This is a genomic window from Streptomyces sp. NPDC102259, assembly GCF_044766465.1.
Lineage (GTDB): Bacteria > Actinomycetota > Actinomycetes > Streptomycetales > Streptomycetaceae > Streptomyces.
Map to the genome: position 1 here is coordinate 383,129 of NZ_JBIWMA010000001.1, position 16,450 is coordinate 399,578.

Consider the following 16,450-nt stretch of genomic DNA (forward strand, 5'->3'; position numbering starts at 1 on the left):
ACCCGGAGGTTCACCCGAACGGGGAAGTTCTGGCGGAACGTGGCCTCACAGGCCCGTCGTTCATCATGCGTACGCACACCTGTCCGCGTGCACACGTCCGCGTACTGAGAGGGGGAGGCACCGCAGTGACCAACATTCCCGAGACCGGTCGGACCCCACGGGTCCAGATCAGGCTCGTCGTGATCCAGATCCTCGTCCTCTCCCTGCTCGGCACCCTCGGCGGCCGTCTGTGGTACCTCCAGATCCGGGAGGGCGCGGAGTACGCCAAGGAGGCCTCCGGCAACCACGTCCAGCAGGTCGTCGAGCCCGCCGTGCGCGGCTCGATCCTGGACGCCCGCGGGGTGGCCCTCGCCGACAACGAGACGCGACTCGTGGTCTCCGCCTCCCGCACCGACCTGCTGAAGCAGAAGGACGACGGCGCGGCGGTCCTGGCCAAGCTCGCGGGCGTTCTCGGCATGAGCGCCGAGGAGGTCGCGCAGAAGGTCCGGCTGTGCGACGCGAAGACGCCCCAGCCCTGCTGGAACGGCTCGCCCTACCAGCCGATCCCGATCACCGACGAGGCCACCGCCAAGCAGGCCCTCCAGATCCGCGAGCGCGCCGAGGACTTCCCCGGCATCACCGCCGAGCCCGAGGCCGTGCGCCGTTACGCCGCCCCCGGCAACGCCAACACCGCCCAGGTCCTCGGTTACCTCTCCCCGGTGACGGACGACGAGCTCACCAAGGCCCAGGACACCGACTCGCCCTATCTGCGCTCCGACCAGGTCGGCCGCAGCGGCCTGGAGCGCCAGTACGACAAGGAACTGCGCGGCAAGGCCGGCGTCACCCGCTACGAGGTGGACAACCTCGGCCGTGTCATCGGCCAGGCCGAGGCGGACGCGGCCCAGCCCGGCTCCAACCTCGTCACCAGCATCGACGCCCGAGTCCAGCGGGTCGCCGAGTACGAGCTGAACAACGCGATGAAGATCGCCCGCACCCAGTTCGACAAGATCACCGGCGAGAACTACAAGGCCGACTCCGGAGCGGTCGTGGTGATGGAGGCCAAGACGGGCCGTGTCGTCGCCATGGCGTCCGCCCCGGCCTACGACCCCAACGTCTGGGTCGGCGGCATCTCCGCCAAGGACTACAAGAAACTCACCGGGAAGAACTCCGACTACCCGCTGTTGAACCGGGCCATACAGGGTCAGTCCGCACCCGGTTCGACCTTCAAGGTGGTCTCCACGGCCGCCGCGGTCGAGGCGGGCTACGAGTGGGACGGCGGCTACCCGTGCACCAGCTCGTACTCGGTGGGCGGCCAGGTCTTCAAGAACTTCGAGGGGGAGAGTTTCGGCCCCATCTCGCTCGGCCGGGCCCTGGAGGTCTCCTGCGACACCGTTTTCTACGGCCTCGCGGACCGGGAGTGGAAGAAGGACGGCGGCATCAACCCGGCGAAGGGTGAGCCAAAGGACTACTTCTACAAGGCCGCCCACCAGTTCGGCCTCGGCAAGGAGACCGGCATCGACCTGCCCAACGAGGTCACCGGCCGCGTCCCGGACCGTCAGTGGAAGGAGTCCTACTGGAAGGCCAACAAGGACTCCTGGTGCAAGTACGGCAAGAAGAACGGCAGTTACGTCGAGAAGATCGCGTACGAGAACTGCCTCGAGGGCAACAAGATGCGCGAGGGCGACTCGATCAACTACTCCATCGGACAGGGTGACACCCTCGTCACCCCGATCCAGGAGGCGGTGATCTACGGGGCGCTCGCCAACGGCGGCACGATGTACACCCCGACCATCGGCAAGGCGATCGTCAGCGCCGACGGCAAGACCGTCCAGGAGATCAAGCCCAAGGTCCAGCGCAAGCTGCCGGTCGACCAGGCGACGATCAAGGGCATGGACGCCGCGCTGGAGGGCGTGGTCACCCGCGGTACCGCCGCCTGGAAGTTCGGCGGCTGGCCGCAGGAGGAGATCCCGCTGCACGCCAAGACCGGTACCGCGGAGGTCTACGGCAAGCAGACGACGTCCTGGCTCGCCACGTACAGCAAGGACTACACGGTCGTGATGACGATCGCTCAGGCCGGTACCGGCTCGGGCGCCTCCGGTGAGGCCGTGCGGCACATCTACAACGCGATGTACGGCGTCACCGACGACGGCAAGATCGACAAGAAGAACGCCCTGCTGCCCACCCCGCAGACCAGCCTGCCCAAGGTCCAGGCGGACGGCACGATCAAGGCCCCGAAGGTCTCCAAGGACCCGGCGAAGGAGCAGCGCGCCAGCCAGGAGAGCGCCCCGGAGCCGGACGAGACGCAGGCGGGGGCCACCGTCCAGCAGAACACGGGCACCAACCGAGACACCCGCAGGCGACGGCGGAAGAGGGGAAGCCGGAGGATGTGCACATGAGCGGCGCGAACGGTTTCTCCGTCTCCGGATACGGGCCCGAGCGGGCCGGCTGGACCCGGGTCTTCGCCCGTGACTCGCTGGCCCGACGGCTGGACTGGCCGATACTGATGTCGGCGATCGCCCTGTCGCTGATCGGCTCGCTCCTGGTCTTTTCGGCGACCCGCAACCGCACCGAGATCAACCAGGGCGACCCGTACTACTTCCTCGTCCGGCACCTGATGAACACCGGCATCGGCATCTGCCTGATGATCGGCACGATCTGGCTCGGCCACCGCACCCTGCGCAACGCCGTACCGGTCCTCTACGGCCTCTCGCTCATGGGGATCCTGGCGGTGCTGACGCCGCTGGGCTCGACGGTCAACGGCGCGCACTCCTGGATCGTGGTCGGCGGCGGCTTCTCGCTCCAGCCCTCGGAGTTCGTGAAGATCACGATCATCCTGGGCATGGCGATGCTGCTCGCGGCCCGGGTCGACGCCGGCGACAAGCTCTACCCCGACCACCGCACGGTGCTCCAGGCCCTCGGGCTCGCGGCCATCCCCATGCTGATCGTGATGCTGATGCCCGACCTCGGGTCGGTCATGGTCATGGTGATGATCGTGCTGGGTGTGCTGCTCGCCTCCGGCGCCTCCAACCGCTGGGTCTTCGGACTCCTCGGCGCGGGCGCGGCCGGCGGGATCGCCGTCTGGCAGCTGCACATCCTGGACGAGTACCAGATCGCCCGCTTCGCCGCCTTCGCCAACCCCAGCCTCGATCCCGCGGGCGTCGGCTACAACACCAACCAGGCGCGGATCGCGATCGGCTCCGGCGGCCTCACCGGCGCCGGGCTGTTCCACGGCTCCCAGACGACGGGCCAGTTCGTCCCGGAACAACAGACGGACTTCGTCTTCACCGTCGCGGGCGAGGAACTGGGCTTCATGGGCGCGGGCCTGATCATCGTCCTGCTCGGTGTGGTCCTCTGGCGTGCCAGCCGCATAGCTCGCGAGACGACGGAGCTGTACGGCACGATCGTCGCCGCGGGCATCGTGGCCTGGTTCGCCTTCCAGTCCTTCGAGAACATCGGGATGACCCTGGGGATCATGCCGGTGACGGGCCTGCCGCTGCCGTTCGTCTCCTACGGAGGCACGTCGATGTTCGCGGTCTGGGTGGCGGTGGGGTTGCTCCAGTCCATCCGGGTGCAGCGACCCATGTCGGCGTAAGAGGCACGAGAAGGCTCCGGACCTTATGTTTTCCCCGGGTCGGGTCGTGATTCGGGTCCTGTGCACACTGCCGTTCGGGCCCGACTCCGACTAGGTTCGATTTATGACGGAGACGAAACGCGAGATCGAGCGCAAGTACGAATCCGATGAGAGCGGGCTGCCCGACCTGACCGGTGTCGCCGGGGTCGCGTCCGTCCTCGACAAGGGCGTCACCGAGCTGGACGCGACCTACTACGACACCTCCGACCTGCGTCTGGCCTCGGCCTCGATCACATTGCGTCGCCGCACCGGGGGCGCCGACGCCGGCTGGCACCTGAAGCTGCCGGTGGGACCCGGCGTCCGGGACGAGATCCGGGCCCCGCTCTCCGACGCCGTACCCGACGAACTCGCCGGGCTGGTCCGCTCCCGCGTACGGGAGGGGCAGCTCGTGCCCGTGGTGCGGCTGCGTTCCAGCCGGGACATCCGTGAACTCGTCGACGCCAAGGGCCGGCTGCTCGCCGAGGCGAGCGTGGACGCCGTACGCGCGGACCGGAAGTTCGGCGGCGAGGGCAGCGCCCAGTGGACCGAGATCGAGGTGGAGCTCGCCGACGGCGGCGATCCGGTCCTGCTCGACAAGGTGGAGAAGCGGTTGCGCAAGGCGGGCGTACGGCCGTCGAAGTCGGCGTCGAAGCTGGCGCGGGCGCTGGCGGAGACGAAGGGCGGGCATCCGCGGCCGAAGGACAAGGCCCCCGCCGAGCCCGTCACCGCCGGAGACCACGTCCTGGCGTACATCCGTGCTCAGCGGGACGCGATCGTCGAGCTGGACCCGGCGGTGCGCCGGGACGCCGAGGGGTCGATCCACGACCTGCGGGTCGCCACCCGCCGACTGCGCAGCACGTTCCGCTCCTTCCACAAGGTCCTCGACCGGCAGGTCACCGACCCGATCGGCGCCGAACTGAAGTGGCTGGCCGGGGAGCTGGGCGTGGGCCGCGACCACGAGGTGCTGGCCGAACGGCTGGACGCGGGCCTCGGCGAACTGCCCTCCACCCTGGTCTCCGGCCCGGTCCACGACCGGCTGGGCGGCTGGGCCAAGGCCGGGGAGCACGGTTCCCGTCGCCGGCTGCTCGGCGTGCTCGACTCGCAGCGCTATCTGACGCTCCTCGACAGCCTGGACGCCGTGGTCGCCGACCCGCCGACGCTGGAGGCGGCCGGAAGGAAGCCCGACAAGGTGCTCGCCAAGGCCGTGCGCAAGGACTTCGGGAAGGTGTCCGCGCTGGTCGAGGAGGCCATGGAGCAGCCGCCGGGCACCGACCGCGACCTCGCGCTGCACGAGGCCCGCAAGAAGGCCAAGCGGACGCGGTACGCGGCCGAGACAGCCCATCCGGCCCTCGGCAGCACGGCCAAGACCCTGGTCAAGTCCATGAAGTCGCTCCAGAGCCTGCTCGGCGACCACCAGGACAGCGTCATGGCCCGCACCACCCTGCGGGAGCTGTCCGCGGTGGCGCACGCGGCGGGGGAGAGCACCTTCACGTACGGCGTGCTGTACGCCCGTGAGGAGCGGCGCGCGGAGCGGGTGGAGGAGGCCCTGCCGGCGGAGTGGAAGAAGACCAGCGGCTCGATGGAGGTTTAGGCCCGGGATCTTCGCGGACGGGGGAGTCCTCCGAGCGGGTTAGGCTTGATGGTCACCCCTGTCCCCGCCAGCTCACGAAGGTAACGCCGCGATGTCTGTCGATTCGGTCTTCCCGCAGCTACAAGCCTTGCTCCCGCATGTGCAGAAGCCGATCCAGTACGTGGGCGGCGAGCTCAACTCCACGGTCAAGCCCTGGGAGTCCTGCGACGTCCGCTGGGCGCTCATGTACCCGGACGCGTACGAGGTCGGGCTGCCCAACCAGGGCGTCATGATCCTGTACGAGGTGCTGAACGAGCAGGAGGGGGTCCTGGCCGAGCGCACGTACAGCGTGTGGCCGGACCTGGAGGCGCTGATGCGGGAGCACGCCGTCCCGCAGTTCACCGTGGACGGCCACCGTCCGGTGAAGGCCTTCGACGTGTTCGGACTGTCCTTCTCCACGGAGCTGGGCTACACGAACATGCTGACGGCGCTGGACCTCGCGGGCATCCCGCTGGAGTCCAAGGACCGCGGTCTCGACGACCCGATCGTGCTGGCGGGCGGTCACGCGGCCTTCAACCCCGAGCCGATCGCCGACTTCATCGACGCGGCGGTCATCGGTGACGGCGAGCAGGCCGTGCTGGACATGACGAAGATCATCCGCGAGTGGAAGTCGGAGGGCAGGCCGGGCGGCCGCGAGGAGGTCCTCTTCCGTCTCGCGAAGACGGGTGCGGTGTATATCCCGCGCTTCTACGACGTGGAGTACCTGGCGGACGGCCGGATCGCCCGGGTGGTGCCGAACAAGTCGGGCGTTCCGTGGCGCGTGTCGAAGCACACGGTCATGGACCTGGACGAGTGGCCCTACCCCAAGCAGCCGCTGGTGCCGCTCGCCGAGACGGTGCACGAGCGCATGTCGGTGGAGATCTTCCGCGGCTGCACCCGCGGCTGCCGTTTCTGCCAGGCCGGCATGATCACGCGCCCGGTGCGCGAGCGGTCGATCACCGGTATCGGCGACATGGTGGAGAAGGGCCTGAAGGCGACCGGCTTCGAGGAGGTCGGCCTGCTCTCGCTGTCGAGCGCCGACCACAGCGAGATCGGCGAGATCGCGAAGGGCCTCGCGGACCGCTACACGGACGACAAGATCGGCCTGTCCCTCCCCTCCACCCGCGTGGACGCCTTCAACGTGGACCTGGCGAACGAGCTGACCCGCAACGGCCGCAGGTCCGGTCTGACCTTTGCCCCCGAGGGCGGCTCGGAGCGCATGCGCAAGGTCATCAACAAGATGGTCTCCGAAGAGGACCTGATCCGTACGGTCTCCACCGCGTACGGCAACGGATGGCGCCAGGTGAAGCTGTACTTCATGTGCGGTCTGCCGACGGAGACGGACGAGGACGTGCTCCAGATCGCCGACATGGCGATGAAGGTGATCGCCGAGGGCCGCAAGGTCTCCGGCCAGAACGACATCCGCTGCACGGTGTCGATCGGCGGGTTCGTGCCGAAGCCGCACACCCCGTTCCAGTGGGCGCCGCAGCTCTCCGCCGAGGAGACCGACGCGCGTCTGCAGAAGCTCCGGGACAAGATCCGCGGCGACAAGAAGTACGGCCGCTCCATCGGCTTCCGCTACCACGACGGCAAGCCGGGCATCGTCGAGGGACTCCTCTCGCGCGGCGACCGCCGTATCGGTGCCGTCATCCGGGCCGTCTACGAGGACGGCGGCCGTTTCGACGGCTGGCGCGAGCACTTCTCCTACGACCGCTGGATGGCCTGCGCGGACAAGACGCTGCCCGCCTTCGGCGTGGACGTCGACTGGTACACGACACGTGAGAAGTCCTACGAGGAGGTCCTGCCCTGGGACCACCTGGACTCGGGCCTCGACAAGGACTGGCTCTGGGAGGACTGGCAGGACGCCCTCGACGAGACGGAGGTCGAGGACTGCCGCTGGACGCCTTGCTTCGACTGCGGGGTGTGCCCGGCGATGGACACGCACATCCAGGTCGGTCCCACCGGCAAGAAGCTGCTGCCGTTGACGGTGAAGCAGCCGGCGGGGAGCGCGGCGCACAGCCACTGAGGATTCGCGGCGCCCTGCCGGGGTATCGCGACAAATGCCCGGAGGTCGGTCGGCGGACCTCCGGGCATCGCGTTCAGCGTGGTGCGGGATCCGTCACGAGCCGCCGTTGATGACGGTCGCCAACGGTTGCAGGGTCACCTTGGTCCAGGGGTTGGGCACGCCGGTGACGGTGTCGTTGCAGTTCAGAGTGGCCGGGTTGGTGCCGGCGACCGCGATGCAGGTGGTCTCCCAGACCTGGCCGGTGGTGGTCACGACGTCGAACTTGATGGGGTTCCCGGTATTGGCGTCGTGCCCGTTGACGGCGGCGCCGCAGACGAAGCCGACGTCACGTCCGTCGGCGTCCACTCCGCCCGCGGGGTAGTTGGCGTGGGTGCTGAGGTCCGTCCACAGGAACGGGCGGGGCGCGGTGCCGCGGAGGTCGTGGATGCCCGCGAAGGTGGATCCGCCGGTCAGCGCGACCCTCAGCTCGAAGTTGTTGGAGTCCTGCGCGGCGTCGATGTCGGAGCAGGGGCCCGTCGCCCCGGTGGCTCCGGTCGCACCCGTCGGCCCGGTGGCTCCGTCGACGCCGTTCGTGCCAGTGGCGCCGGTGGCTCCCGTCGCTCCGTCGACGCCGTCCGCACCGGTGGCACCGGTGGCTCCGGTGGCGCCGGTGGCTCCGGTGACGCCGTCCGCTCCGGTGGCTCCCGTCACGCCGGCGATGCCGTCCGCACCGGTGGCTCCGGTGGCTCCGGTGACGCCGTGGATGCCCGGCCTGCCGGTTGCGCCGGTGGCTCCGGTGACGCCGTGGACGCCTGGCCTGCCGGTTGCGCCCGTGGCTCCGGTCGCTCCCGTGTCGCCCATGTCGCCCGGATCACCCTGCTCGCCCTGCTCGCCCTGGGCGCCCGTGGCACCGGTGGGGCCCGTCGCGCCGGTGGCTCCCTTGTCGCCCTTGGGGCCCTTGGGACCCTTGGGGCCGGTGGGACCCGTCGGGCCCTGGCACTTGTCGTTGCCGCCGGCCTCGATCGCCCTCGACTTGTGGTGCCCCGGCTTGTGGTGCCCCGGCTTGCACTTGTCGCCGAGGGAGGGGAGTTCCGCCTGTACTCGGTCGGTGACACTGCGGGCCGCCGCCGCGGCCGGGCTGATCACGCCGGCCGCCAGGACCACGGCGAGCGAGGCCACCATGCCGGCCTGCTTGCATCTGTGTCGGGCCACCGGACCAAGGAGGGAGTACGGTCCGAACTCAGGTCGCATTTTCGTGCTCCTTGCATCGTTCGGTCCGGGCGCTCCCCGAACCTGAGGGCGAGCTTGACCTGAGCGGACCGGTTCACGCGAGGCACAAGGTCCAAAAGATAGTTTTTATAGACATATCGGACTAATCGATGCGTGCTGATGGGGTATTCCGGGCGTGGAGCGGGCGGCCGGGGAGCGGACCTGTGTCACGTTGACGCCCGTGACCCACCAGACCCTGTGCCTGTGCATGATCGTCAAGGACGAGTCGCGCGTGATCGAGCGCTGCCTGGAGTCCGTACGGCCCCTCATCGACTACTGGGTGATCTCCGACACCGGCTCGACGGACGGCACGCAGGATCTGATCCGCAAGGTGCTGGACGGCATTCCGGGCGAGCTCCACGAGGAGCCGTGGGTCGACTTCGGGCACAACCGGACGCTGAACATCCAGCACGCCCGCGGCAAGGCCGACTACCTGCTCACTCTCGACGCCGACCACGTCATGCGCCGGGACGCGCCGCTGCCCCGGCTGACGGCGGGCTCGTACATGCTGCGTTACGACACCCCGGGCACCCAGCACCGCTTCAAGCACCTCATGCGGGGCGACCGGGCCTGGCGCTACGAGGGCGTCACCCACGAGTACCCGTGCACCGACGGCCCCGACCGGCAGGAGAACCTCGACGCCCTCGTCATCGAGGACCACGCCGACGGCGGCTGCCGCAGCGACAAGTTCGAGCGCGACGCACGCCTGCTGCGGGGCGAGTTGGAGCGCGACCCCGCCAATCCGCGCACCGTTTTCTACCTGGCCAACACCGAGCGCGACCTGGGCCACGCGGACGAGGCGATCGCCCTGTACGAGCGGCGTGCCGAGCTGGGCGGCTGGGGCGAGGAGGTCTACTGCTCGCTCCTGGAGGCCGGGATCCTGCGGGCGGAGAAGACGGACGACTGGCCCGGAGCCATGAACGCGTTCTCCCGGGCCTGGGAGTCCCGCCCGGCCCGTCTCGAAGCCGTCTACGAGATGGCCTCGCGCCTGCGTCTGCGCAGCCGCTACCACACCGCGTACGCCCTGCTCGGCGCGGTCGTCGGCAGGGGCGAGCCCGACGACCTGCTCTTCACCAGGTCCTGGGTGTACCGCTGGGGCCTGCTCTTCGAGTTCTCCATCTGCGCCTACTGGGTGGGCGATCACCCGGTCGCCGTCCGGGCGTGCGACACGCTGCTGGCGATGCCGGACCTGCCCGCTGCCGTCCGCCGCCAGACGGAGGTCAACCGTGAGTTCTCCGCGCCCCACGTCAAGGCCGTCCCCCGTCCGGCCGGTCCGGAACGCCGCCCGAAGGCGTCCCGGGCGGGGAAGGCGGCGCGGCCCCGGAAGAAGTAGCCCGCCCCTGACACGCCCTCAGCCCCCTGACACACCCTCAGCAGCGCATCCACCGCGGCGGTTGTAGCGTCTACGTCGTTATGGACCTGGAGAAACCGCCCGCCGGACCGTCGACGCAGCCGCCCGTGCGGGAGCCCGAGGGGTGTCTCGTCGTGGCGATCCGGCTGCCCGTGCGGATCGTCGTGCTCGTGCTGGTCCTGCCCGTGCGGATGGCGTGGGACGCGCTCGTCGTCATGGGGCGGTTCCTCCGGGACACGGTGCTCCGGCCGCTGGGGCGGGCCCTGCTGTGGCTCGGGAAGGCGCTGTTCGTCCTGCCGTTGATCGGGCTGTGGCGATACGTCGTCGTCCCCTCGGGCAGGGCACTCGGGTGGCTCGTACAGATGCTGCTCGTGGTGCCGGTGGTGTGGTCCTACCGGTACGTCCTGACTCCGGTCGGGCACGGCGTCGCGTGGCTGGCGCGCGGGATCGGGGCCGGGCTGGCGTGGGTGTACGCGCGCGTGCTGACTCCGGTCGGGCATGCGGGCCGGTGGCTGCTGAAGGGGATCGGGGCCATTCTTGCCGCCGTCGGCGTCGGCGCGTACACCGCCGTGGCGTGGCTGGTGCGGTACCTCGTCGTCGTTCCGGCCCGCTGGGTCCACCGGTGGATCCTCGCGCCGGTCGGGCGGGCGATCGCCTGGTGCGCGCGGGGGGTGTGGCGGCTCCTGACGCTGCTCGTCACGGGGATCGGCGTGGTCCTGTACTGGACCGCCCGGATCCTGGTCGTGCTGCCGGTGCTCGCCCTGTGGCGCTGGGTGCTCGCCCCCGTCGGCCGCTTCCTGGCGGTCGTCGCGCGCGAGGTGGGGGAAGCCCTCGGGCATGCCTGGCGGATCGCCGGGCGGATCTCACAGGCCGTGGGACGGTACCTCGGGACCCTCTTGCGGTGGGTCTTCGTCGAGCCCGTGCGCTGGGCGTACCGGACCGTCCTCACGCCGGTCGGGCATCTGGTCCGGGACGCCGTGCTGCGTCCCGCCGCGCGGGCCGCGCGCAGCGTGGGCCGGGCCACCCGGCAGACCCTGGCCGCCGCCCGGGAGACGGCCCGGCAGGCCCGCGCGGACGTGCGGCGGATGCTCTTCGGGGAGTCGCGCGAGCGGGAGCCGGTCGGCCGGCGGGAACCATCGGGGGGCGAGACACGTACTCTTGGTAGGAGTACGACCGCTCTCACGAAGGACTGAACGACACTGGGCAAGCGACAGCCCGAAGGCCCGCCGCCCGCACCCGCGGTGCAGCGCATCCGACTGCGCTACACCAAGCGCGGCCGCCTCCGGTTCACCAGCCACCGTGACTTCCAGCGCGCCTTCGAGCGCGCGTTGCGCCGTGCCGAGGTGCCGATGGCGTACTCGGCGGGGTTCACGCCGCATCCGAAGGTGTCGTACGCCAATGCCGCAGCCACCGGCACGGGCAGTGAGGCGGAGTATCTGGAGATCGCGCTCACCGAGGCGCGTGACCCGGAGAAGCTGAGAATCCTCCTCGACGAGTCGATGCCCACCGGGCTCGACGTCGTCGACGCGGTCGAGGTCCGGACCTCGGGACTCGCCGACCGGCTGACGGCCTCCGTGTGGGAGCTGCGGCTGGACGGGGTGGACCCGGCCGACGCCGATCGCGCGGTGGAAGCCTTCAACAAGGCCGACGCCGTCGAGGTGCAGCGCATGGCCAAGAACGGCGTCCGTACCTTCGACGCCCGCGCCGCCGTCGTCCGACTCGAGACGCACAGTGAACCTGCTGATAGGCCGACGGACCAGCCCTGTGCGATACTGCGGCTGGTTGTTCGGCACGTGACGCCTGCCGTACGACCCGACGACGTCCTGTCCGGTCTTCGCGCCGTGGCCGACCTGGCGCCGCCGGTCCCCGTAGCGGTGACCAGGCTGGCGCAGGGGCTGCTCGATGAAGAGACCGGCACGGTGACCGACCCGCTCGCGCCCGACCGCGAGGCAGCTCAGGCCCCCACAACGGCCGATCCCGCTGCCGCCGCGGAGGCGCCCGCGTAGGGAAGGTTCCGCGAAGGAACGCACGTCGTAGCGCCGCCCTGGTACTCGGGAGCCACCTGGGTCGGGCGGCGAACCGACCAGAAGACTTTCGCCAGGCCGTGCGCATTCGGCGTACGGAACCGGCGAGACAGGACACAGAGAGCTCCCGTGCGGCGCCCGCGCCCCGGACGGCGGCACCGCGCATCGCGCGAGCCGCGGACGTCAACGGCGATCGATCCCTAGTGATCGGCGCCGGACCAGGTGCGGCGCCCGGGAGCCTGACGGGAGAAACGCCCGCATGCTCGAGCCAACCGAATCCGCAGAGTCCGCAACGAACTCCGAAGCGAACACCCCCAGCGACACCCTGCCGCCGCGTCGTCGGCGCCGTGCCGCTTCCCGGCCGGCGGGTCCGCCGGTCGCCGCCGCCGACGCCTCGGCCGAGACCACCACGCCGGCCATACCGGCCGTGGAGTCCGCCGAGCAGTTGGCGAAGGAGGCCCTCGAAGACGAGGCCGCCGAGACCGCCGATGCCGTTCAGGCCGGCGGCACCGCCGACACCGAGGCCGAGGAAGCCGTAGCGGCCGCGCCGCGTACCCGGCGCCGTGCCACCCGCCGTGCCTCCGCTCCCGCTGGCGCTCCGGCCGCCGACGAGGCCGCCGAGACCGTTCTGCCCGTGGCCGCCGCCGAGGTGAGCGCGCCCGCCGTGGAGGAAGCCCCGGCCGAGGAAGCCCCCGCCGAGGACGCCGCTCCTCGCCGTAGCCGTCGCCGGGCCACGCGTCGCGTGACCACACCGTCCGAGTCTCCGGCCGAGATCGTCGAGCCCGCGGCCGTGGCGCAGCCCGCCGCGGAGTCCGAGCCCGTCGCCCCGCCGGCCGACGAGGCGCCCGCCGAGGCCACGCCCCGTACGCGGCGCCGGGCCACTCGTCGGGCGACCGCGCCCGCCGGTGCCCCGGAGGCCGAGACGCCCGCCGTCGCCGCCGAGACCGAGACGCCCGCCGTCGCCGCCGAGGCTCCGGCCGTGACCGACGAGGCGCCCGCCGAGCCCGCTCCCCGGACCCGCCGTCGCGCCACGCGTCGGGTGACCGCGCCCGCCGCCGAGGCCGAGGCTCCCGAGCCGGCCGTCAGCGCTGCCGTCGCCCCCGCCGAGGAGGCGAAGGCTCCCGAGGCTCCCGCCGCTGCGGCCGAGGCCACGCCCGCCGCCGAGACCGCTCAGACCACTCAGACCACTCAGGCCGAGCAGTCCGCTCAGGCCGACGAGGACGCCGGTTCCCGTCGTGGGCGCCGTCGTGTGGTCCGTCGGGCCGCCGTAGGTTTCTCCGCGCCCTCGCAGGAGAGCGCGGAGGCCGACGCGCCGCGTCGCCCGGCGCGGCCCGCGGTCGCCGTGTTCCAGGCGCCCGTGTTCGCCGAGCCGCAGTTCCAGACGCCGCAGCGGGCCGCAGCCGAGGCTGCCGCCGCCGGGACCGAGGTGCCGGAGACCGAGGAGCCCGAGGAAGTCGAGGAAGTCGAGGTCGCTCAGGAGGCTCCGGAGGAGCCGACCGGGTCGCGTCGTCGCCGTCGTCGCCGGGGATCCGGTTTCGGCGAGGAGGCCGAGACCGGCCGGACCGCCGCGGCCGTCGTGCCCGCCGCGCCCGCCGCCGCGGACGAGTCGGAGACCGAGCCGGAGGAGGCCGACGAGGCCGAGGACGTCGTCGACGGTGACGACGAGACCGAGGAGACCGGGTCGCGCCGCCGTCGCCGTCGTGGCGGCCGTCGCCGTCGTCGTGGCGATGCCGCCGACGGCGAGGGGGACGCCGAGTCCGACGAGTTCGCCGCCGAGCAGGCCGCGCAGGACGCCGAGGACACCGTCGAGCAGGAGGACGAGGACGCGGAGGACGCCGAGGAGGAGGCCGGTGGCTCCACCGCCGGCAGCCGTCGTCGCCGTCGCAGGCGTCGTCGTGCCGGTGACTCCTCTCCCGACGCCGAGGCGGGCGACGGGGACCCGGAGCGCACGGTCGTCAAGGTCCGTGAGCCGCGCAAGCCCTCCGAGCCGTCGGACGAGGTGCAGTCCATCAAGGGCTCGACCCGTCTCGAGGCCAAGAAGCAGCGCCGCCGGGAAGGCCGTGAGCAGGGCCGCCGACGGGTGCCGATCATCACCGAGGCCGAGTTCCTGGCCCGCCGCGAGGCCGTCGAGCGCGTGATGGTCGTCCGCCAGAGCGGCGAGCGCACCCAGATCGGCGTCCTCGAGGACAACGTGCTCGTCGAGCACTACGTCAACAAGGAGCAGGCCACCTCCTACGTCGGCAACGTGTACCTGGGCAAGGTCCAGAACGTGCTGCCGTCGATGGAGGCCGCCTTCATCGACATCGGCAAGGGGCGCAACGCCGTCCTGTACGCCGGCGAGGTCAACTTCGAGGCGCTCGGCATGGCCAACGGGCCGCGTCGCATCGAGGCCGCCCTCAAGTCGGGTCAGCCGGTCCTCGTCCAGGTGACGAAGGACCCGATCGGCCACAAGGGCGCCCGGCTGACCAGCCAGGTCTCGCTCCCGGGCCGCTACCTCGTGTACGTGCCCGAGGGCTCGATGACCGGCATCAGCCGCAAGCTGCCCGACACCGAGCGGGCCCGGCTGAAGACGATCCTGAAGAAGATCGTCCCCGAGGACGCGGGCGTCATCGTGCGCACCGCCGCCGAGGGCGCGAGCGAGGACGAGCTGCGCCGCGACGTCGAGCGTCTGCAGGGGCAGTGGGAGGACATCCAGAAGAAGGCGAAGAACGGCGGCAACGCCCCGACGCTGCTGTACGGCGAGCCGGACATGACCGTCCGGGTCGTGCGCGACATCTTCAACGAGGACTTCTCCAAGGTCATCGTCAGCGGTGACGAGGCCTGGTCGACCATCCACGGGTACGTCTCGCACGTCGCGCCCGACCTGGCCGACCGGCTGTCGAGGTGGACCTCCGAGGTCGACGTCTTCGCCACGTACCGGATCGACGAGCAGCTCGCCAAGGCGCTGGACCGCAAGGTCTGGCTGCCCAGCGGCGGTTCGCTGGTGATCGACCGGACCGAGGCGATGATCGTCGTCGACGTCAACACCGGCAAGTTCACCGGTCAGGGCGGCAACCTCGAGGAGACGGTCACCAGGAACAACCTGGAGGCGGCCGAGGAGATCGTGCGCCAGCTGCGGCTGCGCGACCTCGGCGGCATCATCGTGATCGACTTCATCGACATGGTGCTGGAGTCCAACCGGGACCTGGTGATGCGGCGCCTGCTGGAGTGCCTGGGCCGTGACCGCACGAAGCACCAGGTCGCCGAGGTGACCTCGCTGGGGCTCGTGCAGATGACCCGTAAGAGGGTGGGCCAGGGGCTGCTGGAGTCGTTCTCCGAGACCTGCGTGCACTGCAACGGGCGCGGGGTCATCGTCCACATGGAGCAGCCGACCGCGGTCGGTGGCGGCGGCAAGCGCAAGAAGCGCGGCCGCGGTGGCGACGGACAGGGCCACGACCACGACCACGAGCACGAGACGGTGACGGCCGATGTCGTCGAACCGTACGTGGGCGTCGAGCAGGAGGCGGAGAGCGAGGCCGAGGTGGCCGCCGAGGTGGCCGAGCCGGTCGCGCTCGCGGCCCCCGAGTTCGCGGCGGACGAGGAGCTGTACAGCAGCATCGCCGAGGCGGAGGCCGCTGCCACGCGTGGCCGGGGCCGCCGCCGGGCGAGCCGCCGGGCGTCCGCTCCGGCGGTTGCGCCGAGGGGCGGCGCGTCGCGCAGGGCGGGTGGCTTCGAGGCGAGCGCCGAGGAGGAGCCCGTCGAGGCGCCCACCGCGCAGGAGGTCACCGCCGAGGCGGAGGCCGAGCGTCCGGTGCAGCCGGCCGAGGCGGTCACCGCGCAGGCCGCGCCGATCGCCGTCGAGGACCCGGTCGTCGAGGCTGCCGTCGTCGAGGCTCCGGTCGTCGACGAGGCCGCGCCCAAGGGCCGGGCCCGTCGTCGCGCCACCCGCAAGGTGTCCGCGCCGGCCGGTTCGCCCGCCGGGGCGGAGGCCGCCGTACTGACGGTCGCCGAGCCGTCGGTCGCGCCGGCCCCGGCCGCAGAGGTCGCTCCGGTGGAGCAGCCCGAGGCGGAGCAGGCCGCCGAGCCCGTCGTCGAGAGCGCGGCTCCGGCCCGCCCGCGGCGCCGTGCCGTGCGCAAGGCCACCGCGCCGACCGCGTCCGAGGAGACGGCCGTCGTGGTCGTGCCGTCGGTCGTGCCGGAGACCGTGGCGGAGACCGTCGTCGAGGTGGCCGAGGCGCCCGCCGAGGAGGCGGAGGCCGCTCCGGCGAAGAAGACGGCCGCCCGCAAGACGGCGAAGAAGGCCACGGCGAAGAAGGCCGCCACCAAGACGGCGGCGGCGAAGAAGACGACGGCGAAGAAGACCGTCGCCAAGAAGACGACGGCGAAGAAGGCCGCGAAGGCGGTGTCGAAGACGACGACGTCGGCGGCCGAGCAGAGCCAGCCCTCTGTCTCGGCCTCGACGGAGGAGTGACCTCCGCTTCGCTCCGCCTCTGATGCGACGCGGGCACCCGGTATCCTCCGGGTGCCCGCGTCGCATTGCGTTCAGCAGCGAGTTACTCTGTGTTGTCCCGTTCCCGCTTGTGATGGAGCGCACGCTCTCCGTGAGTTTCACTGTGGTAACCCT

At 71.2% G+C, this 16,450-nt stretch carries 9 protein-coding genes; 8 read left to right on the forward strand and 1 reads right to left on the reverse strand.

Annotated features, from left to right (window positions below; all coding sequences use genetic code 11):
• Positions 1-125: 125 nt before the first annotated feature.
• The 4 genes from mrdA to ACIRPU_RS01805 all read left to right on the forward strand — a co-directional run bounded on the left by mrdA (position 126) and on the right by ACIRPU_RS01805 (position 7,224).
• Positions 126-2,375: a penicillin-binding protein 2 gene (mrdA, locus tag ACIRPU_RS01790; protein WP_403860266.1), complete on the forward strand. Its 2,250-nt coding sequence runs from the start codon at positions 126-128 to the stop codon at positions 2,373-2,375.
• Entirely contained in the window at positions 2,372-3,571 is a 1,200-nt protein-coding gene (gene rodA, locus ACIRPU_RS01795) for a rod shape-determining protein RodA (RefSeq protein ID WP_355701331.1), read from the forward strand. Before mrdA ends, rodA begins: the two co-directional genes overlap by 4 nt.
• Before the next feature lie 103 nt (positions 3,572-3,674).
• Positions 3,675-5,180, forward strand: a complete 1,506-nt coding sequence (locus ACIRPU_RS01800) for a CHAD domain-containing protein (protein WP_403860269.1) — start codon at positions 3,675-3,677, stop codon at positions 5,178-5,180.
• Between the two features lie 91 nt (positions 5,181-5,271).
• A complete protein-coding gene (locus ACIRPU_RS01805) occupies positions 5,272-7,224 on the forward strand; it encodes a TIGR03960 family B12-binding radical SAM protein (protein WP_403860272.1) in 1,953 nt (650 codons plus the stop codon).
• A 93-nt stretch (positions 7,225-7,317) separates the two neighbouring features.
• On the opposite strand, the gene ACIRPU_RS01810 is transcribed toward ACIRPU_RS01805, so the two are convergent.
• Positions 7,318-8,415 (reverse strand): hypothetical protein, encoded by a 1,098-nt coding sequence (locus ACIRPU_RS01810; RefSeq protein WP_403860275.1) that lies wholly within the window; start codon positions 8,413-8,415, stop codon positions 7,318-7,320.
• A gap of 238 nt (positions 8,416-8,653) precedes the next feature.
• On the opposite strand from ACIRPU_RS01810, the gene ACIRPU_RS01815 reads away from it, so the two are divergent.
• The 4 genes from ACIRPU_RS01815 (at position 8,654) to ACIRPU_RS01830 (ending at position 16,297) form a co-directional block, all read left to right on the forward strand.
• A complete protein-coding gene (locus ACIRPU_RS01815; protein ID WP_403860279.1) occupies positions 8,654-9,805 on the forward strand; it encodes a glycosyltransferase in 1,152 nt (383 codons plus the stop codon).
• An 80-nt stretch (positions 9,806-9,885) separates the two neighbouring features.
• Entirely contained in the window at positions 9,886-11,016 is a 1,131-nt protein-coding gene (locus ACIRPU_RS01820) for a hypothetical protein (RefSeq protein ID WP_403860282.1), read from the forward strand.
• Positions 11,017-11,064: 48 nt separating this feature from the next.
• Positions 11,065-11,829, forward strand: coding sequence for a TIGR03936 family radical SAM-associated protein (locus tag ACIRPU_RS01825; RefSeq protein ID WP_403860285.1), 765 nt, complete (start codon positions 11,065-11,067; stop codon positions 11,827-11,829).
• A 277-nt stretch (positions 11,830-12,106) separates the two neighbouring features.
• Complete coding sequence (locus ACIRPU_RS01830) at positions 12,107-16,297, forward strand: Rne/Rng family ribonuclease (RefSeq protein ID WP_403860288.1); 4,191 nt, start codon at positions 12,107-12,109, stop codon at positions 16,295-16,297.
• The last annotated feature ends 153 nt before the right edge of the window (positions 16,298-16,450 follow it).

Excerpts from the sequence above, each read along its gene's own strand:
- rodA (WP_355701331.1), top strand. The coding sequence starts at position 2,372 with ATGAGCGGCGCGAACGGTTTCTCCGTCTCCGGATACGGGCCCGAGCGG.
- ACIRPU_RS01800 (WP_403860269.1), top strand. The coding sequence starts at position 3,675 with ATGACGGAGACGAAACGCGAGATCGAGCGCAAGTACGAATCCGATGAG.
- ACIRPU_RS01805 (WP_403860272.1), top strand. The coding sequence starts at position 5,272 with ATGTCTGTCGATTCGGTCTTCCCGCAGCTACAAGCCTTGCTCCCGCAT.
- ACIRPU_RS01820 (WP_403860282.1), top strand. The coding sequence starts at position 9,886 with ATGGACCTGGAGAAACCGCCCGCCGGACCGTCGACGCAGCCGCCCGTG.
- ACIRPU_RS01830 (WP_403860288.1), top strand. The coding sequence starts at position 12,107 with ATGCTCGAGCCAACCGAATCCGCAGAGTCCGCAACGAACTCCGAAGCG.